The sequence below is a fragment of the Nitratireductor kimnyeongensis genome, assembly GCF_019891395.1.
In the GTDB taxonomy this organism is placed as follows: Bacteria; Pseudomonadota; Alphaproteobacteria; order Rhizobiales; family Rhizobiaceae; genus Nitratireductor; species Nitratireductor kimnyeongensis.
Window position 1 is genome coordinate 3036177 of the sequence record NZ_CP078143.1, and the last position, 18606, is coordinate 3054782.

15 protein-coding genes and 1 tRNA gene are annotated in these 18606 nt (G+C 60.4%); 3 read left to right on the top strand and 13 right to left on the bottom strand.

The window, feature by feature from the left end; genetic code table 11:
• Positions 1-26: 26 nt before the first annotated feature.
• Complete coding sequence (locus tag KW403_RS14410) at positions 27-1112, bottom strand: GGDEF domain-containing protein (RefSeq protein WP_223020146.1); 1086 nt, start codon at positions 1110-1112, stop codon at positions 27-29.
• Positions 1113-1434: 322 nt separating this feature from the next.
• Between KW403_RS14410 and KW403_RS14415 the strand changes: the two genes are divergently transcribed.
• Complete coding sequence (locus KW403_RS14415; RefSeq protein ID WP_223020147.1) at positions 1435-2193, top strand: GGDEF domain-containing protein; 759 nt, start codon at positions 1435-1437, stop codon at positions 2191-2193.
• A 26-nt stretch (positions 2194-2219) separates the two neighbouring features.
• On the opposite strand, the gene KW403_RS14420 is transcribed toward KW403_RS14415, so the two are convergent.
• From KW403_RS14420 to betI, 6 genes are all read right to left on the bottom strand, one after another.
• Entirely contained in the window at positions 2220-2765 is a 546-nt protein-coding gene (locus tag KW403_RS14420; RefSeq protein WP_223020148.1) for a putative pterin-binding protein, read from the bottom strand.
• A 390-nt stretch (positions 2766-3155) separates the two neighbouring features.
• Complete coding sequence (locus tag KW403_RS14425; RefSeq protein WP_223020149.1) at positions 3156-5117, bottom strand: TonB-dependent receptor domain-containing protein; 1962 nt, start codon at positions 5115-5117, stop codon at positions 3156-3158.
• A 289-nt stretch (positions 5118-5406) separates the two neighbouring features.
• Positions 5407-5483: transfer RNA gene (locus KW403_RS14430), tRNA-Pro, on the bottom strand.
• Between the two features lie 57 nt (positions 5484-5540).
• Complete coding sequence (betB, locus tag KW403_RS14435) at positions 5541-7004, bottom strand: betaine-aldehyde dehydrogenase (RefSeq protein WP_223020150.1); 1464 nt, start codon at positions 7002-7004, stop codon at positions 5541-5543.
• 79 nt (positions 7005-7083) lie between these two features.
• Complete coding sequence (betA, locus tag KW403_RS14440) at positions 7084-8736, bottom strand: choline dehydrogenase (RefSeq protein ID WP_223020151.1); 1653 nt, start codon at positions 8734-8736, stop codon at positions 7084-7086.
• A complete protein-coding gene (gene betI, locus KW403_RS14445) occupies positions 8729-9331 on the bottom strand; it encodes a transcriptional regulator BetI (RefSeq protein ID WP_223022579.1) in 603 nt (200 codons plus the stop codon). Before betI ends, betA begins: the two co-directional genes overlap by 8 nt.
• A 182-nt stretch (positions 9332-9513) precedes the next feature.
• Here betI and KW403_RS14450 point away from each other — a divergent pair, with 182 nt between their 5' ends.
• Positions 9514-10680, top strand: a complete 1167-nt coding sequence (locus KW403_RS14450) for an acetyl-CoA acetyltransferase (protein ID WP_223020152.1) — start codon at positions 9514-9516, stop codon at positions 10678-10680.
• Here KW403_RS14450 and KW403_RS14455 read toward each other — a convergent pair.
• Positions 10673-11452, bottom strand: coding sequence for a DUF3750 domain-containing protein (locus tag KW403_RS14455; RefSeq protein WP_223020153.1), 780 nt, complete (start codon positions 11450-11452; stop codon positions 10673-10675). The two genes, KW403_RS14450 and KW403_RS14455, sit on opposite strands and share 8 nt — an antisense overlap.
• Positions 11453-11514: 62 nt before the next feature.
• On the opposite strand from KW403_RS14455, the gene KW403_RS14460 reads away from it, so the two are divergent.
• Complete coding sequence (locus tag KW403_RS14460) at positions 11515-12519, top strand: asparaginase (protein ID WP_223022580.1); 1005 nt, start codon at positions 11515-11517, stop codon at positions 12517-12519.
• Positions 12520-12893: 374 nt separating this feature from the next.
• Here the strand turns inward: KW403_RS14460 and KW403_RS14465 are convergent, their stop codons facing one another.
• The 5 genes from KW403_RS14465 to KW403_RS14485 form a co-directional block, all read right to left on the bottom strand.
• Positions 12894-14261: a TIGR03808 family TAT-translocated repetitive protein gene (locus KW403_RS14465; RefSeq protein WP_223020154.1), complete on the bottom strand. Its 1368-nt coding sequence runs from the start codon at positions 14259-14261 to the stop codon at positions 12894-12896.
• 64 nt (positions 14262-14325) lie between these two features.
• Positions 14326-14715, bottom strand: coding sequence for a type II toxin-antitoxin system death-on-curing family toxin (locus KW403_RS14470; protein WP_223020155.1), 390 nt, complete (start codon positions 14713-14715; stop codon positions 14326-14328).
• On the bottom strand, positions 14712-14933 hold the full coding sequence (locus KW403_RS14475; protein WP_223020156.1) for an AbrB/MazE/SpoVT family DNA-binding domain-containing protein: 222 nt from the start codon (positions 14931-14933) through the stop codon (positions 14712-14714). Before KW403_RS14475 ends, KW403_RS14470 begins: the two co-directional genes overlap by 4 nt.
• A 65-nt stretch (positions 14934-14998) precedes the next feature.
• Complete coding sequence (gene scpA / locus KW403_RS14480) at positions 14999-17125, bottom strand: methylmalonyl-CoA mutase (protein ID WP_223020157.1); 2127 nt, start codon at positions 17123-17125, stop codon at positions 14999-15001.
• A complete protein-coding gene (locus KW403_RS14485; protein WP_223020158.1) occupies positions 17122-18567 on the bottom strand; it encodes a methylmalonyl-CoA mutase family protein in 1446 nt (481 codons plus the stop codon). Before KW403_RS14485 ends, scpA begins: the two co-directional genes overlap by 4 nt.
• Positions 18568-18606 lie beyond the last annotated feature (39 nt).

Sequence of the window (18606 nt, forward strand, 5' to 3'; positions counted from 1 at the left end):
TTTCCGTACCGGAAAAGCTTTCAGTTTCAGACAGCCACTTCCAAACGGTTGCGTCCGGTGGATTTGGCGCGGTTGAGCGCCGTATCCGCCTGCCCCAGCGCGATCCAGAAGCTTTCCTTGCGCGGCAGCGGCGTGTGCAGCCCTACACTGACAGTGAGCTCAATCTCGATGCCGTCGAGATGAAATGGTGTCTCGGCAACCGCTTTTTGGATGCGCTCTGCTAGCCCGAGGGCGCGTTCAGCATCGTAAGCCGGCAGAACCAGCGCAATGGCCTGACCGCCAAAGCTTGCCACCATGTCGGTCTGCCGGACAGCGGACTGAACGACTGAAGCCACATGACGCAATGTCTGCTCGCCGGCCGCATGACCATGCGCTTCCACCACCTGGTCAAAGGCATCGATATCGATCAGAGCCATGGAGTAGGGCTGTCCCGCCCAGTTCATGGCGGCTGCGAGTTCTGGCCCAAGCTTGTCGAAGACCCGTCTGTTCAATAGCCCCGTGGCGGTATCCGTGGTTCCCAATGGTGCCTCCTTCAAGCGCTGCGGGCCGACATGCGAGCGCTGCAATTCGAGAATGCGGCCAACGACCACCGCTGCGATGACATTGGCGACAATAGCAACAGGTGCGACTTCCCCCAAGACCTTCATGGCGATTTCCCTCGGCAAAAGAAAGACCGAGATCAATGCAACTGATGTCAATAGCCCGACACCGGCCAGGGCAGGCATCGACACCCGGCGTCCTTTCACCATCTGGGCAAAGGCGACACTGACAACACTGCAGATCAAAACCGAGAGCACACCGCTTGTCACCGCAGTTCCACCGAGCCACAGCCGACCGAGAACTGCCACCGCAGTGGAGGCGGTCAATGCGATCCAACCGCCATAGGTCATTGCGAGAACGACAAAGACATTGCCAATGTCAAAGGAAATGCCGGACGAGGACGCGGAGAAGAAGGCCGGGCCGATTGCGCCCAACGAAAACAAGACCGACACAAGAAGATGGCGTTGCACCGATGTCAGGGACAATCCGACCACGCGCTCGTAAAGAAGCGCCGCAACAACGGCGGCTCCCAAGCCTTGCAGGAATTCGGGTGCGAGTGAAAGCATATCCATAAGGTCTATTTCCGCAGATGCCTTATTCATTGCTAAGCATGACAAGCCCGTCCCGGGCCTTAAAACACTCCTGTCAGGCAACTGGGCGATGGCCGTTTTCCCGACCACCGACAAAAATCCGCAAGCTTTGTGCGAAAGCACAACCCGCCATCGCTTCAACCGCTTCGCAGTATGATGGATAGGACGGGAGAATTACAATAAATTCCCGGTACACGGCCCCGTTTTCAAAGCCATGACATCGCCGGGAGGAGGAACCTTCCGCAAGGTAATATCATCTTTACGAGATCGGATTAATCTTATGCCGGCAAAACGGGGCGGTGGGATGAGTTGGCTTCAGTCGGCATTCGACAGATTTTTCAAACTGCGGATCTGGCAGCAGGCCTGCTTCGTCACGCTTTTCTCGATGCTGGCTGCCGAAACGCTCACACTCGTTTTCTACTCCATCTTCTTTTCAGAGCGGCTTCTGCTTGATCTGGTGCTGACTGCGCTCATCACCACCGTAATCGCTTATCCCATCTCTTACGTCTTCCTGCGCAAGACAGCGATGGTCGCCGAACTGGTAGCGGAACTGGACATGGCGGCCACCACGGATTTTCTGACAGGTTTGCGCAACCGGCGGGATTTCATGCGGATCGCCGGTGAGATGATCAGCTCGACAGTCTCATCGGCCGGCGTTGTCCTGATTATCGATGTGGATCATTTCAAACGCATAAACGACCGTTTCGGCCATGCGGAAGGTGATCGCGTTCTTGTCCTGATCGCGGAGGCCATAAGGCAGAGCGTTCGCGCAAACGATGTCTGTGCCCGGATTGGCGGGGAAGAGTTTGCGGTTTTCATGCCGGGCGCCGATCTCCCGCTCGCGCACACGATATGCGAGCGCATTGCCATCACCTGCCGTTTGGTCGGCTGCGGCGCTAACGATGTAGGTATTTCCACAACCGTCAGCATCGGTGTTGCGGTTCACGGCCCCTTGCAATCTCTCGACGAGGTCATCAGAGAGGCCGACACGATGCTCTACAAGGCAAAACAGGGCGGCCGCGACCGCGTGATGCATCAACCTCCGCGTGATATCGTGGCGTAGTCTTGCTTATATCGGTACCCTGAAGGTCACTTGATATCGATGTGAAATACGGACCAAACCCAGCTTCGCTCTTCTTCTTCGGGCGCCTTTCGACCACCCGTATCATAAACGAGCCATAGTGGGCCAAATCCGCCGATCCCCAGCGGCTCTCCGTCGATCTTCATGGCAAGAATCCATTCACGCGAAGCCATTTTCTCCGCGCTCATTTCCAGACCGAAACCATCGAGAGCGTAGAGTGTGGTCTTATCACCTGATGGACCGGCTGCTGCGAGCACATCCTTCAGAAGCGGACCTTCCATCTTGAGAGGATGCGGCCAATCCTCGGTATCAGCATTCACAGTGATGGATTTCTGAGGCAGGGAGGCAAGCGCATCCCAGTCGAACGTATAGGCCTTCTCGAAGGTCTTGTCGTGAAACTTGAGAAATCCATCGAAGAAGGGATCGAACGCTTCACGGTTTGTCTTCTCAATTTGACCTGTGACAGTGAGGATCGTGCCTTCGGCAAGCGCCGAGGTCGCGGTGGTGACGAACAGTGTCAGAGCCGTGAATGATAAGAGCAGCAGGCTGCGCATGGTTGTCTCCCTTTTCCGCATGAGAATTGAGACACAGCCAGGATGTCAAGGGGAGATGGTCATAGAAGCGCTGCTGCCTTGGCCTCATCGCGCTCACCCGGAACGGCACGCATTGACGACCTATACGCCTCCACCCTGCTTTCCAGGCCATTTTCCAGCTTCGATTGCGGCGTGAAGCGCGCGCGCCTTGGCAAGCCATTCTGCACGCACGGAGGGAGGCTGCAGCTTCCAGACACCACCCTGCAGGGCGTCAAACATGATTTTCGCGGATATTTCTACCTTGTCCATAAAATCAGAGTTAGCGCCATGCCGAGCGGCGGCAATGGCGCCAACAAAGATTCCTGACATGAACCTTCAGCAGTCGCTTCCCCTGCCGAAGGTCGGCGGAGCCTAAAAGCGACCGGTCAGGGAGAGCTTGAAAGAGCGTCCCGGTTCCTGCAGCGGCGCAACATGGGAGAACTCCTGCCCATAGGTCGCGCGGCTGATATAGGCTGCGTCGAACAAATTGTTCACCTCGCCGCGCAGCGTCAGATGCGGCATGGCTTCGGGAACATATTCCACGAAGGCATTGACGACTTCATAGGCTGGAAGGGGCGCGCCACGACCGCCGGTGTCGGGATTGTAGGTGTCCGTCTCCTCAAGCACGAATCTCGCATTCGCTCCGACCGTCAAACCCCAGGCTGCAAATGTGTGCGCGGCCTCGAGCGTGATGTTCTGCCCGATAGGCGTGGTGAGATAACGTCCCGTGTCGGTATCTGCAGGATTGCCGTCGATCTCGGCATCGATATCGGCATAGCCGATGCGCAGGAAGCCGTCTTCCCAGCGGTATCCGGCGCCGAGCTCATAGCCCTGCGCACGCAGGTCATGTTGCAGATGAGGGCCTGCGCCATAGCTGGGCGCGCGCGCATTGTCGATGTCGCTGCGGAAGATCTTGCCTTCCACCCAGAACCCCTGATGCTCGGCCCGCAAGCCGGCAAAGACATTGTTTGCGGTAACCGGGTCGATGCCTTGGGAATAATCCCAGGCCGGGTTCAAGATGAAGTTTTCAGCAAGCGGGATGCCGGCCCAGACACGCGAAATACCTGCGCTTGCCGTCAAGAAGGAGGTAACATCGAACTCGCCGGAGATGTTTCCCGAAAGGCCGGCATTGTCATCCTTGTAGCCGTTAACGCCTTCAAAGCGCTGGAAATCGGCCCGGCCACCGAAGGAAAGCCGCATGCGATCGGTCAGGTCGAGGCGGGCCTGCGAGTAGACGCCAATATTCGTGGCACTCTCGCTTCCGACAATGTTCTCCGACGGGTCTGAAAAATCCTGGTAGTTGAGACTGCCTCTGTCTTTGTAAAAATCGATACCGGCTACCACCGAGCCCCTGTCCAGGGCAAAACGATTTTCAATCTTGCCATTGAAGCTGTCTGTCGTGCCGCGTGAACGGGTGCCGGTCTCGGGAATGTCCAGGTCGGTGAGGCTGTAGGCGAGCTGGATTGTCGGGTCCCACCAGCCTTCGGGCATTTCATTCGTGTAGGTGAAGACGATGTTCTGGCGGGTCAGGTCGTAAACCCGGCTCGCGGGCACGGGCCGACCACCCGATATGACGCCGACATTCGCGCGGTAGGGGCGCACATTGTCGTCTTTCACATGTTCATAGGAGAGTTCGAAACGGTGGCCGGTCGGCGCTTCATAGGCAAGCTTGCCGAGGCCACTCAGAAGACCGGTCTCCGAGCCGAGAATCAGATTGCCATCGCCATCCGTGCGCAGACCGCCATCGGCATATTTGAGAAATCCGAGAATCTCGAAGCCCTGTGACTGACCATAAGCCGAGGCGCTGCCGGTAAAGACATCGCCATTGCTGTCATATTCTCCCTTGAGGAACCCGCCGAACTGCCGTCCGGGGAGGAGCAGATCCTGCACATCCATGGTTTCATACGAGACCGCACCTGCCAGCGCACCGGGGCCAGCATCCGCAGGCGCTACACCGGGGTCGATGCTTACTGCCTTCAACAGGGCCGGATCGATGAGGGTCGTCGCATTGTGATGGAAAATTTTGTTGTTCTGGCGGCTGCCGTCGATGGTGACAGACAGATTGGTCTCTTCGATACCCTGCACGTAGAGCTTCTGAGAGACCGGCAGCGAGCTTCCCACGGAGATGGTCGGCTGAGCCGCGAACAGGTCCTGCAAATCGGACGGGTTAAGGCGTTCAATATCTGCATCGGTCACGTCGACCGCGTTGGGGGAGTCCTCGGTTGTGTGAATGACAATCCGGTTCAACTGGGTGGTGTCGCCGTCCTGCGCGCTTGCGCTCAGGGAGAAGAGACTGGCGGACGCCGCCAGCAAGACAACAAATTTACGATGCATGCCAAGCCCTCAAAATCTAATAGTGGTCGAGGTGGCTTGACCCTGCCGGCCTGGCTTCCTTCAGGGCTGAATGCACATATATGATAATATTTATCAAGTTTATGAGTTGCTTTTTGTCCGGGCGGTGGCTGCTCGTGACAAAAATGTCACCTTGTTGAAGTGCTGGCTTACGACCCACGCGTTCCGCCCACGCCGCCAGGGGCGGGCGACAGTTTCAACAATAATACTGGGACGAGAAATCTAGCCGCGCCGTGTGACCTGAAAGTCACTGAGATAGGCTCGGAGAAACTGGTCGGAGTGGCAGGATTTGAACCTGCGACCCCCTCGTCCCGAACGAGGTGCGCTACCAGGCTGCGCTACACTCCGTGACCAGACGGCGGGCTTATAGCCGCCGACATGAAACTGCGCAAGATCAAACCGTCATCAATATGGGCTTTCCACGTCTCCCATTTCCACATAGACGGATTTGAGCTGTGAATAATGGGCAAGTGCCGCCGTGGCGTTTTCGCGCCCGAAGCCGGATTGTTTCACGCCGCCGAAGGGAAGCTCGACCGGGGTGAGATTGTAGGTGTTGATCCAGCAGGTGCCGGCCTTCAGCGCGCCGATCACGCGGTGGGCGCGGGTGAGATCTCTCGTGAAGACACCGGCTGCCAGTCCGAATGGTGTGTCATTGGCGCGCTCGATCACCTCATCCTCTCCCTCGAAGGTCAAAACGCTCATGACCGGGCCGAAAATTTCCTCGCGGGCAATGCGCATCCGGTCGCTGACACCGGTGAAGATGGTCGGCTCGACATAGAAGCCATCTTCAAGGCCCTGAAGCCGTGGCGCGCCACCGCCCTGGTGAAGGGTTGCGCCGTCTTCGCGGCCGATCTCGATATAGCGCAGCACCTTGTCATACTGCGCCTTGCTGATGAGCGGGCCGAGATGTGTCTCGGGATCGAGCGGGTCGCCCAGGCGAATGGCGCTGGTGCGCTCGGTGAGGCGCGAGAGGAAGCGCTCGTAGATGCCCTTCTGGACGAAAACACGCGTGCCATTGGAGCAGACCTGGCCCGTGGAATAGAAATTGCCGAGCATGGCCCCGCCGATGGCGTTTTCCACATCGGCATCATCGAACACGATAAGGGGTGACTTGCCGCCGAGCTCCATCGTCGCCGGCTTCATCTCGCCGCCGGCGAGCGCCTGCACCTTCTTGCCCGTCTCGACGGACCCGGTGAGTGAAACCTTGGCGACTTCGGGATGGGCGACAAGCGCGGCGCCAACATCGCCCAGTCCTTGCACCACGTTGAAGAGACCATCGGGCAGGCCGGCCTCGGTGAAGATTTCTGCCAGTCTGAGAGCCGAAAGCGGGGTCGCCTCAGAGGGCTTGAAGACCATGGCATTGCCCATGGCGAGCGCAGGTCCCGATTTCCAGCCGGCAATCTGGATCGGATAGTTCCAAGCGCCGATGCCGACACAAACCCCAAGCGGCTCGCGGCGCGTATAGCCGAAGGCACCGCCAAGCTCGACCTGCTCGCCATTGAAAGCGGCGACTGCACCGCCGAAGAATTCAAGCGCCTCGGCAGCGGAGGGGGCGTCGGCCACAAGGGTTTCCTGCAGCGCCTTGCCGGTGTTCAGTGTTTCGAGCTTCGCAAGTTCCTCATTGTGCTCAAGCAGGAGATCTGCCGCGCGCCGCAGGATGCGGCCGCGCTCGACAGGCTTCAGCTTCGCCCATGTGGGCTGGGCAGCGCGGGCTGCCTCCACGGCCAGTTCGACAATGTTGGGCGTGGCGGAATGGACGCGGGCGATGATCTCGCCAGTAGCGGGATAGACGACCTCGATCACCTCGCCCTGTTCGTCCTCGACATGGCGGCCATTGATGTAGTGCGATGCTTTGGGCTGCGCGCGCATGAATTCTCCAGCTTTCGGAACGGTTCATCGTTTCATGGAAACGCGTCCCCGATCCATTCAATTTTTCAGCACAAATGCTCTAGCGGTCGGCTTCCCGCCAACGCGGGTTGATCCAGGGCTCCCGGTTGGACGGGCTGAGTGGCGTGCGACCGAGAATGTGGTCGGCCGCCTTCTCGCCGACCATGATCGAAGGACCGTTCAGATTGCCATTGGTGATACGGGGGAAGATCGACGAATCCGCGACCCGCAATCCCTCCACGCCAATCACCCGGCATTCGGCATCCACCACGCTCATGGCGTCGGCTGGCGCACCCATACGGCAGGTGCCACAGGGGTGATAGGCGCTCTCGGCGTGATCGCGGATGAAGGCGTCCAGTTCGTCGTCGCTCTGAACAGTCTTGCCCGGCGCGATCTCGCGGCCCCGGTAGGGCGTGAAGGCATCCTGCGAAAATATTTCGCGGGTGAGGCGAATGCAGTGGCGGAAATCGCTCCAGTCGTCCGTATGGGACATGTAGTTGAAGCGGATTTCCGGCTTATCCCAGGCGTCACCCGACCGGAGACGGATTGTGCCGCGCGATTTCGAACGCATCGGCCCGACATGGGCCTGAAAGCCATGACCATTTGCCGCCGCCTTGCCGTCATAGCGAATGGCCACAGGCAGGAAATGGAACTGGATGTCGGGATAGGCGACCCCGGCGGCGGAGCGTACGAAGGCGCCGGCCTCAAAATGGTTGGAGGTGCCGAGGCCTGACTTCAGAAACAGCCATTGCGCGCCTATCAACGCTTTGGAAAGGATATTGAGCTTTGAGTAAAGCGTAATGGGCTGCAGTGATTCCTGCTGGATATAAAGTTCCAGATGGTCTTGCAGATTGGAACCGACGCCGGGGCGATCCGCCACCACATTGATGCCATTCTCGCGCAGATGCTCTGCCGGACCGATTCCCGACAGCATCAAGAGCTTTGGTGAATTAATCGAAGATGCTGCGACGATAACCTCACGTCGTGCTTTAACGACCTGAATCTTTTTGTGAGCTTCGACCTCGACGCCGACGGCACGTTGATTCTCCATGACAATGCGCCGGGCGAAGCCATTGACGAGACTCACATTCTCTCGCTTGAGCGCGGGCTTCAGATAAGCATTGGCGGTGGACCAACGCCGGCCATTGTGAATGGTCTGCTGGAGCGCGCCGAACCCTTCCTGCTTCGATCCGTTGTAATCTTCCGTGGTCTCGAAGCCCGCCTGGCGGCCGGCCTCGATGAAGGCTGAAAAGAGCGGGTTGTCGCGCGGGCCCTTGCGGACGTGGAGCGGGCCTTCCGTGCCGCGCCAGCCGGGCTCGCCATCGGCCATCGTCTCCATGCGCTTGAAATAGGGAAGCACGTCTGCGGAAGCCCAGCCGGTCGCGCCCTGATCGGCCCAATGGTCGAAGTCGCGCGCATGGCCGCGCACATAGACCATGCCGTTGATGGAGGAGGAACCGCCGATCACCTTGCCACGCGGGGTGGCGAGTACGCGGCCGCCCAAATGTGGCTCCGGTTCGCTCTGAAAACCCCAATCATAGCGCGCCATGTTCATGGGGAAGGAGAGGGCGGCGGGCATCTGGATGAAGGGGCCGAAATCGCCGCCGCCATATTCGATCACGATGACGGAATTCTTGCCGCCTTCGGAAAGGCGGTGGGCGAGCGCGGCACCGGCAGAGCCGGAGCCGATGATGACGAAATCGGCCTCATGCATGGGGCAGGCTCCTATGGGAGGGGTGCCGGGCAAGGGCCATGTCGAGATAATCTTCGACAAGGGAGATGGCGGTGGCAGAATCCTCGACGCCCTCGCCAAGCGCGCGGCGCAGATAAAGACCGTCGATAAGGGCGGCGATGCCGCGTGCGGTGCGGATGGCGCTTGCGTGGGGGAGGTGCGCAAGCCCGCTCATCAAATCGCTGTGCAGCCGGCGCACATAGATGCGGAAGAGGCGACCGAGTGCCGCGTCACGCCGCGCCTCCACGTAGAAGGCGAGCCATGCGGCGATGATTTCGGGGCGAAACTGATCGGTCGACAGGTTCACCGCGATGATTGCGCGGACCCGTTCGGTGCCGGAAACGGGCGCGATGGCCGGGCGAATCTCCTCGCCGAGCTTGGAAAGGATATGGCGCATCGTTTCGAACAGGAGATCGTCCTTGCCGCCGAAATAATGATGGGCGAGGGCCGTCGAGACGCCGGCCCGGCCGGCTATATCCGACATGGTGACGTTGAGCGCGCCGCGCTCGCCGATGGCGCTGATGGCCGCATCGATGAGCGCGCGGCGGCGTATGGGTTCCATTCCGATCTTTGGCATGAGTGTCATTTATTATTGATTGATTAGTCAATCAAGAAGAATCGGGGGTGAAACATGGGACAGGAAAAGCCGCTATGCGGAAAATAGTTCACGCTTGAACAAAGTTGCCGACGGATTTATGGTGCTGCTCACATGTTTGCTCTAATCTGCGGCTTGACGTGCCGCCCCTGGGGAGAGACGAGATGACCGCATGCATTGTGGGCTGGGCCCATTCGAAATTCGGCAAGCTGACCGACGACACGCTTGAAGGGCTGATCGTTCAGGTGGCGCGCGAGGCGCTGGACCATGCCGGCATCGGAGCAGAGGATGTGGACGAGATCGTGCTCGGTCACTTCAATGCCGGCTTTTCACCGCAGGATTTCACGGCAAGTCTCGTGCTGCAGGCCGATGACCGTCTGCGTTTCAAGCCGGCCACGCGGGTGGAAAACGCCTGTGCGACTGGCTCGGCCGCCGTGCGGCAGGGCGCCCGCTCCATCGCCGCGCGCGACGCCCGCATCGTGCTTGTGGTGGGCGCGGAGCAGATGACGAAAACACCCGGTCCGCAGATTGCCGAAAACCTGCTGAAAGCGTCCTATTTGCCCGAAGATGGCGAGATTCCGGGCGGTTTTGCCGGCGTTTTCGGGAAAATCGCCGATGCCTATTTCCAGAAATATGGCGACCAGTCGGATGCGCTTGCCACACTCGCGGCCAAGAACCATAAAAACGGTGTCGAGAACCCGTTTGCGCAGATGCGGAAGGATCTGGGGTTTGACTTCTGCCGCCAGGAGAGCGAGCGCAATCCTTATGTCGCCGGACCGTTGAAGCGGACGGATTGCTCGCTGGTTTCGGATGGTGCGGCTGCGATCGTGTTGACGGATACGCAAACCGCACTTTCGATGCGCCGCGCAGTGGCGCTTAGAGCAAACGAGCATGTGCAGGACTTTCTGCCCATGTCGAAGCGCGACATTCTCAGATTCGAGGGCTGCGAAGAGGCCTGGAAGCGCGCGCTCAAAAGTGCTGGCGTGACGCTGAACGATCTCTCTTTCGTCGAAACCCATGACTGCTTCACCATTGCCGAGCTCATCGAATATGAGGCGATGGGGCTGGCAAAACCGGGCGAGGGAGGAAAGATCGCGCTTGAAGGTCAGACCGAGAAGAGCGGGCGTCTGCCGGTGAACCCGTCAGGCGGGCTGAAGGCCAAGGGGCATCCGATCGGTGCGACCGGCGTTTCCATGCATGCGCTGACGGCGATGCAGCTGACCGGTGAGGCCGGCGGCATCCAGATTCCCGATGCGAAGCTGGGCGGCATCTTCAACATGGGAGGCGCGGCGGTCGCCAACTATGTGTCGATCCTCGAGCGCATCAAGTAGCGGGCTGTCCCTGTTCGCCGGCGGTCGCTGACGGCCACAGTTCGACGCGGCCGAAGCCCGGCACCTTGAGTGCCGGGTGTCGCAGATCGAGACCCGCGACCAGCCCGAGAAAATGCAGCTCGAAACCGGAACGCAGGCCGGCGGCAATGCCTGCCAGCCCGCCGAGCGAAACTTGTACATCGCTCCAGTCCGGTGTGTGATCGAAGGTGAAAAGACCCGGACGATAATCGCGCCCGACAGCGGTCGGCGGCAGGGCAATGTCGAGATCCGGTACGCTACGCAGCACGTGCGCGGTGAAGGAATTGGAATTCGGTCCGGGCCAGATCCCATAGTCACCATGCTGCGAGAAGGGATAGCTGGCAATGGCCGCCTCCACTTGCGGCATGAGGCGCTCGGCTTCCTCTCCTGTGATCGCGGCCACAACGTAGGGCGTGTTGGAATACCAGCGCCCATCTGCCGGATAGGCGTTGCGGCGCACGGGGCTTCCCCAGCCGACCTTGTCATAGCGGTCATAGGATGAAGCGCCAGCGCGCTTGAGAACCAGCCAGCTATGGACGGACAGGGCGCCCTTCATGCCGCCAGTGCGCGCGGCCATGACATAGATCGCAGTTCGTGGATCGTCGGTTGCTTGTGGAAGAACGCCGCTTGCGGACCAGTCGGCGCTGCGCCACGAGCCCGGCCTGTCCTGCATGGCCCACCATGCCAGCGAGGCAAAGGCCGGCAGAATGAAGACAAGGGTGATAAACAGCAAAGTCCGCTTGAAAAAACGCATGAGGCCCAGTCTATTGTCGCCGGAAGATAATCAAAATGAATCCCGCAAAATACGGTGAAAACATGGGCAATCCGGTTCTGGTCGAAGTGCTGCGCGGTAACGTTGTCGAGAGCAGGCATCGGGGCGCGATCGCCGTGTTCGATGCGGATGGCGGAAAGGTCATGAGCCTCGGCGACGTCGATCGGCCCGTATTCCCACGTTCTGCCGTGAAATCCATCCAGGCGCTGCCTTTCGTGGAAAGCGGGGCGGCGGACGCTTTCCGCTTCGGGAATCGGGAAATCGCGCTTGCCTGTGCATCGCATTCGGGCGAGCCGGAGCATGCGGCGCTGGCGACTTCCATGCTCGAACGGGCCGGGCTCGGAGCGAAAGATTTTGAGTGTGGGGCGCACTGGTCGTCGGAAGAGCATGTCCTGATCGAGCAGGCGCGCAATCTCGCGGAGCCGACGGCTGCGCACAACAATTGTTCGGGAAAACACGCTGGCTTCCTGTGCACCTGTGCGCATCTCGGCCATGATCCGCAGGGCTATGTGGCGCTTGGGCACCCGGCGCAGGAGGCGGTGAAGACGGCCATGGAGACGGTGACGGGGGCTGCGCATGAAAGCGATCTGTGCGGCACGGATGGCTGTTCCATTCCCACCTATGCCGTGCCGCTGAAGGCGCTGGCGCAGGGGTTTGCGCGCATGGCGACAGGAACCGGGTTCGCGCCCGAACGCGCGAAAGCCGCGAAGCGCATTTTCGCCGCCTGTATGGCGGAGCCGTTCTATGTGGCAGGCAGCGGGCGCGCCGATACGCGGATGATGGAAGCCGGCAAGGGACGCATCTTCACCAAGACGGGCGCGGAAGGCGTGTTTTGTGCCGCAATTCCAGAGAAGGGCATTGGCATTGCGCTCAAATGCGATGACGGCGCGACGCGTGCCGCAGAAGTGATGGTCGCCGAGGTGCTGGCGCAGCTTCTGGATGGTGATGCATTGGCCGAGACGCTGCGTGGCATGGCTCGACCGGTTTTAACCAGTCGACGTGGGTTCGAGGTGGGGTCGCTGCGGCCTTCCGAGCAGCTAGTCGGATAGAGCGCTTAGAGCGTACGCAGTGAAAACAGGATCCACGGTGAATGGCATTGGTCTGCATTGACGTGGTGCGTGGTTCGACAGGCTCACCATGAGGGAGGGCTTTGGTGGCACATCCGTTTGGAACAGGATCCACGGTGGATGGCATCGGCCTGCATTGACGTGGTGCGTGGTTCGACAAGCTCACCATGAGGGAGGGAATCGGTTTCACACCGCTGCGCCGCCGTTCCGCTAGCCTTTATGGCAGCGACGACTTCCTTCATGGTGAACAAAGCCCTCCCTCATGGTGAGCTTGTCGAACCCCGCACCGCCTCTTGCCACACAATCATTGCGTGCCCTGCGCGGCGAAGAGGATCGCGGCAATATTCGGTGATGTCCTAACCTGCCCGATTGTCCGCAAGCGTCAGATGCGGGATGGCCTCGCTACCGGAGCGTAGCAGATCGCCGGTGGCGGCATCGGCCCAGCGATGGCCGACGACCGCGCCATTGGGTGTATCCTCGAAGACATTGCCGGATATGACGGCGGCGCCCGAACCTTCGACCACGGAAACGATGATGCCGGTTTTCGCCTTGCGGATGACATTGCCCGAAGCGGTGACATTGCGCAGAAAGGGGCCCCAGCCCATGCGGATGCCGGCAAGCGGCGCGTTTTCGATGATGTTGCCGGTGACCGTGCTGTCGGCCTCGACATTGATGCCGATGCCAAAACCGGCCATGGGCGAGGGGTAGGGGCCGTCTGCCGAAAGATTGCGGATGATGTTGCCGGTGCAGGCGCAGAGCCGTCCACCCTTGTCGAAATTGGCCATGGAGATGCCGTGGGCAGCCCCATCCACGAGATTGCCGGTGATGACCGCACCCTGAAAGGCGAACTCCGCGTAGAGGGCGGTTTCGCCCGAACGCAGGCAGGTGTTGCCGGAGATCTGGAGATTGCCGGCGCTGTTGCCGCGTATGGCGGAAAAGGCGCAGTCAGCAATTTCATTGTCCGACACACGGAGATTGTCAGCGCGGTAGGCGTTGATGCCATTGCCATACTGGCCGGTGCCACCCTTGTCGGCGCGGATGCGGCTGATGCGGTTTCCAGAAACACGGCTGCCATCTGCTCCAGGAGCGCTGCGGTGGATCAGAATGCCGGCATTGCCGCAATCGGTGACGGTGTTTTCGATGACATCAAGGCCGCTCGAGTCCAGTGCGTAGAGCGCGTAGTCGGTGATGCCGGTAATAGCGCAATCGCGGATGCTGCCCTGTGCGCGGCGGAGCGAGAGGCCATTTCCGCCGCCGTTGGAGAAGACACAGTTCTCGATGGCAATGTGGCGGGTTTTTTCAATGTCGAGCAGGCCGCCGCCTGAACCGGAAGGCGGCATGAGCCGGCCATCGAATGCGAGGCCGGAAAGCGCCAGATGGTGACTGTCTCGCGCAGTGAATATCGATCCGAGGTTATCCTGCTCCAGATGCGTGGCTCCCGGAACGCCGAAAAGACGGGTTTGCCGGGGAAGCGCGAGATCGGAGAGACGGTAGCGGCCCGGCGGCAGGAATATGGGGATGGCTTCTGCGCTTGCCCGTTCAAGCAGGGCCTGGAGGGCAGAGGTCTGGTTTTCGGCTGCGTTGGGTGTGAGGCCGAATTCGGCTGCGTTTGCGGCACCCGTTGCAGCGCGTCGCAGTGCGGCATCGGCTAAGGCCGCACGCGGCATGGCAAGGCCGAGGACGGCAAAACCTGCGGTGGCTTTCAACAGGCGACGGCGGTTCATATTGGTACAACTCCGACTTGGTCTGCTGGTGCCCGCTATTGAATGCAGGTTTCGTGCCGCAGGATCAGGTGTCTAGCGGGACGGTATGGTCGCGGAAGAAACGGGCCGCACCTTCTTCGTCGATCTCGCCGGCGGCGAGGTCCATCACGAAAGTATAAAGCAATCCGTCATTGGCAATCATGCGGTAGCCGTGAAGCAGAAGAAACGTACCCGCTGCAACGATTGCCGTGCGTTTGTTGCCATCCACAAAGGCGTGGTTTCGTGCAAGACCAAATGCGTGGGCGGCGGCGAGCGCGTGGACGTCCGGCGTTTCATACAGTGCCTTGTTCTCTGCTCTTGCGAGAGCGGATTCAAATGCGTTTTCATCGCGGACGCCGCGCGCGCCGCCGTGCCTGCGCAATTGCTCTTCATGCACCGCTTCCACGGCAAGCCGTGAGAGGAATGTCCATCTCATTCGGCGAGCTTTTGCAAAGCGACCTTATATTGATCCATGAACTGCCGCGCCGCTTCCATCTGACGTTCGAACTGATCGTCGGTCGCGGCGAGAGAGACGCCATTGTCAGTCTCCGTGAGCACCAGTTGGTCTCCCGACTTCAAGCCTTTCCGATCAAGCACCTCCTTCGGAAGGATGACACCTTCCGAATTGCCGATCTTGCGAATGGTCACCTTCATGGCTTTGGCTCCGTCTGTTATACCTTAAGTTATAACATGGCGCCGTCCATTTCAAGATCAGGGCGTCAGCCTGCTTTCAGCAATCGGTCGAGCAGTTTTTCGGCGGCTTCGGGAATGACCGTTCCGGGCGGGAAGATTTCGGCAGCACCGGCCTCGCGCACCGCCTCGAAATCATCGGGTGGAATGACGCCGCCAGCGACAAGAAGAATGTCGCCATGGCCGCGCTTTTCCAGCGCTTCCTTCAGTTCGGGAATGAGGGTCAGGTGACCGGCTGCGAGCGAGGAGGCACCGACGATCTGGACGTCGTTGGCGATGGCAAGCTCTGCGACTTCCTCCGGTGTCTGGAACATTGCACCGACCGTGACCTCGAAACCGAGGTCGCCAAAGGCGGTGGCAATGACCTTCTGGCCGCGATCATGCCCGTCCTGACCGATCTTGGCGATGAGGATGCGCGGGGCGGCTCCGGTCTTCTTGCGGAATTTTTCCACCTTCTGCTGCGCCTGTTCAAAGGCGGTGAGGTCGCCCACCTCCTTGCGGTAGACGCCCGAAATGGTGCGGATTTCGGCCACATGACGGCCAAAGGCCTTTTCAAGCGCCGAGGAGATTTCACCCACCGTCGCGTTGGCGCGAGCAGCGCGCACGGCGAATTCGAGCAGGTTTTCGTTTCCGGCGGCGGCGTTTGTCAGAGCTTCCAGCGCGCTTTCTGTCTCGGCCACGTCGCGTGTGCCCTTGAGCTGTTGCAGCTTGGCAAGCTGGCGGGCGCGAACCTCGGCATTGTCGACCTTCAAAACGTCGACCTTGGTGTCGCGGTCGGGCTGGAAGCGGTTGACGCCGACCACTGTCTGCTCGCCGGAATCGATGCGCGCCTGGGTGCGGGCTGCGGCCTCCTCGATACGCATTTTCGGCACGCCTTTTTCGATGGCTGCCGCCATGCCACCGAGGCTTTCCACCTCCTCGATGTGCTTGAGCGCACGATGGGCGAGATCGTGGGTGAGGCGTTCGACGAAATGGGAACCGCCCCATGGGTCGATCATGCGGGTCGTGCCGGATTCAAGTTGCAGGATGAGCTGCGTGTTGCGGGCAATGCGCGCGGAATGATCGGTCGGAAGCGCCAGCGCCTCATCGAACGCGTTGGTGTGCAAAGACTGGGTGTGGCCCTGGGTCGCGGCCATCGCCTCGACCATGGTGCGCACGATGTTGTTGTAGGGATCCTGCGCCGTCAGCGACCAGCCGGAGGTCTGGCAATGGGTGCGCAGCGAGAGCGAGCGCTCGTTCTTCGGCGCGAAACTCTTTTGAAGAAGTGTCGCCCAGAGAAGGCGCGCGGCGCGCATCTTGGCCACTTCCATGAAGAAGTTCATGCCGATGGCCCAGAAGAAGGAAAGGCGCGGTGCGAAACGGTCGATGTCGAGCCCGGCGGCGATGCCGGCGCGGGCATATTCGATGCCGTCGGCAATGGTGTAGGCAAGCTCCAGATCCGCCGTCGCGCCGGCTTCCTGCATGTGGTAGCCGGAAATCGAGATGGAGTTGAATTTCGGCATGTTCTCCGCCGTATAGGAGAAAATGTCCGAAATGATCCGCATGGACGGCTTGGGCGGGTAGATATAGGTGTTTCGGACCATGAACTCCTTCAGAATGTCGTTCTGAATGGTGCCCGAAAGGTCTTTCTGAGCGACACCCTGTTCTTCCGCCGCGACGATGTAGAGCGCCATGATGGGCAGAACAGCGCCATTCATGGTCATCGACACGCTCATCTTGTCGAGCGGAATGCCATCAAAAAGCTGGCGCATGTCGAGAATGGAATCGATGGCCACACCGGCCATACCCACATCGCCGGCCACGCGCGGGTGGTCGCTGTCATAGCCGCGGTGGGTGGCGAGGTCGAAGGCGACCGAGAGGCCTTTTTGCCCGGCGGCCAGATTGCGCCGGTAGAAGGCGTTGGATTCCTCTGCCGTGGAGAACCCGGCATACTGCCGGATCGTCCAGGGCCGGCGCGCATACATGGTGGGGTAGGGGCCGCGAATGAAGGGCGCGGCGCCCGGATAGGTGTCGAGAAAGCGCAGTCCCTTCAGATCATTCTCTGCATAAAAGGACTTGATCTCGATGCCCTCGGGCGTCGCCGTGGGCGGTGTCTCAGATGGGAGAGGCGACGTTTCCGGATTCGACCAGCCGATGCTGGCAAAATCCGGGATCATGCGATGCCTCCTCCGGTTTCATCGAGACGCTGGGCCAGAAGCGGCTGACAGCGCACGGCTGCCGTTTCTCCCGAGAAGTCGGGCGATTGTGCATCCAGTGTCTTCACAGGACGCTCTTCGGCGGCTGGGTAGATCGTGGTGCCCACAATGGCTTTCTTGCCGTCATTGATGCGCTGTTCGCGGCGCTCGCGCATGTCCAGGACACGTTCCTGAATGTGACCGTTCATCAGGCTGCGCAACACACCGCCCTCGCTTTCGATGCGGCGGAACTCGTCCCAGGCCTTTTCGCAAAGAGCTGCTGTGAGTGTTTCCATCCCGCCGGCACCGGCCGCCGGGTCGATGATCAGGTCGAGATGGCTTTCGCCGGACAGGATGAGCTGCGTGTTGCGGGCAAGCCGTCTTGCATCTTCGTTCGGCAGACCGTGAACGATGGTGTGCGGCAGGACCGAAAGCGAATCGGCACCGCCAACAGCGGCGGCAAATGCGGCGATGGTGGTGCGCAGCGTGTTGGTTTCCGGATCCTTCGCCGTCATCATCCGGTAGGAGGTTTCGGCGTGGATCGTGGCGAGCGAAGGCTCGATGGAGCAGGTCTCCTGCACGCGGGCCCAAAGGCGGCGCAAGGCCCTGATCTTGGCAATCGACAGGAACTGGTCCTGATCGACGCAGAGCGAAAAGCCGATATGCGGTGCGGCATAGACCAGCGGCTGTCGGGCCTGCTCGAACATGCGCATATGCGAGACGGCAGAGGCCAGCATGATGCCGAGTTCCTGCGCTTCGGAGGCGCCGGAATTGTGGAACACGCGGCCATCGCCCTCAAGCAGAATGCCGGGCAGATCCATGGCAAAGAAACCTGCGAAGGATTGTGGCATGGACGCTTCCAGCGCCTCGATCGACATGCGCAGCTTTCCGGTGCCCGCAAAGGTGGCCGCCGGCGAAATGCCGAAGGACAGCGTCATGGCGGCGGGGTTGATGCGGCGCTCGGTAAAGATCTGCGTCAGCCAGTCGACGATGGCGCGGCTGCTGGGATTGGCATCCATGCGCAGGTAGAGCCCCTGAAGGTCGATGCCGTCGAGCGCCTTGGCAACTGCTTCGGGTGTGGCAGGGAGGCCGTAGCCATAAGCGTTGGGTGCACCCTCGAAAACGAGGGCAAGGCCGGAAGCGCCCTGAGCGATGTCTTCCTTTGCCTGACGGTTCGCGCGAACCGGGTCGGGATCATCCATACGCTGGACTGCTGCCCAGCCGGACTTGTCGCGGCCACGGGCAAGCGGCTTCGCGTCCTGCATGCGCTCGTAAAGCGCACGCATGGAGATGTTGTCATCGGTCTGCCAGGAGAGCGCTTCAGGGCCAGCCTCCCCCTTCAGGGATTCGATCACGAGATCGCGCCAGCGCTCCTGGTCGATCTGCGGAAACGTTACTTTTTTGAGGATCGCGCGATCCATCATGCCTCCCAATTCGCCGTCGGTCGGAACGCCCTGCCGATA

Coding starts and splice junctions, on each gene's coding strand:
- KW403_RS14410 (WP_223020146.1), bottom strand. CDS start 1,112: ATGGATATGCTTTCACTCGCACCCGAATTCCTGCAAGGCTTGGGAGCC.
- KW403_RS14425 (WP_223020149.1), bottom strand. CDS start 5,117: ATGCATCGTAAATTTGTTGTCTTGCTGGCGGCGTCCGCCAGTCTCTTC.
- KW403_RS14450 (WP_223020152.1), top strand. CDS start 9,514: ATGACCGCATGCATTGTGGGCTGGGCCCATTCGAAATTCGGCAAGCTG.
- betA (WP_223020151.1), bottom strand. CDS start 8,736: ATGCATGAGGCCGATTTCGTCATCATCGGCTCCGGCTCTGCCGGTGCC.
- KW403_RS14415 (WP_223020147.1), top strand. CDS start 1,435: ATGAGTTGGCTTCAGTCGGCATTCGACAGATTTTTCAAACTGCGGATC.
- KW403_RS14460 (WP_223022580.1), top strand. CDS start 11,515: ATGGGCAATCCGGTTCTGGTCGAAGTGCTGCGCGGTAACGTTGTCGAG.
- KW403_RS14470 (WP_223020155.1), bottom strand. CDS start 14,715: ATGAGATGGACATTCCTCTCACGGCTTGCCGTGGAAGCGGTGCATGAA.
- KW403_RS14455 (WP_223020153.1), bottom strand. CDS start 11,452: ATGCGTTTTTTCAAGCGGACTTTGCTGTTTATCACCCTTGTCTTCATT.
- KW403_RS14485 (WP_223020158.1), bottom strand. CDS start 18,567: ATGATGGATCGCGCGATCCTCAAAAAAGTAACGTTTCCGCAGATCGAC.
- betI (WP_223022579.1), bottom strand. CDS start 9,331: ATGCCAAAGATCGGAATGGAACCCATACGCCGCCGCGCGCTCATCGAT.
- KW403_RS14465 (WP_223020154.1), bottom strand. CDS start 14,261: ATGAACCGCCGTCGCCTGTTGAAAGCCACCGCAGGTTTTGCCGTCCTC.
- KW403_RS14475 (WP_223020156.1), bottom strand. CDS start 14,933: ATGAAGGTGACCATTCGCAAGATCGGCAATTCGGAAGGTGTCATCCTT.
- betB (WP_223020150.1), bottom strand. CDS start 7,004: ATGCGCGCGCAGCCCAAAGCATCGCACTACATCAATGGCCGCCATGTC.
- KW403_RS14420 (WP_223020148.1), bottom strand. CDS start 2,765: ATGCGCAGCCTGCTGCTCTTATCATTCACGGCTCTGACACTGTTCGTC.
- scpA (WP_223020157.1), bottom strand. CDS start 17,125: ATGATCCCGGATTTTGCCAGCATCGGCTGGTCGAATCCGGAAACGTCG.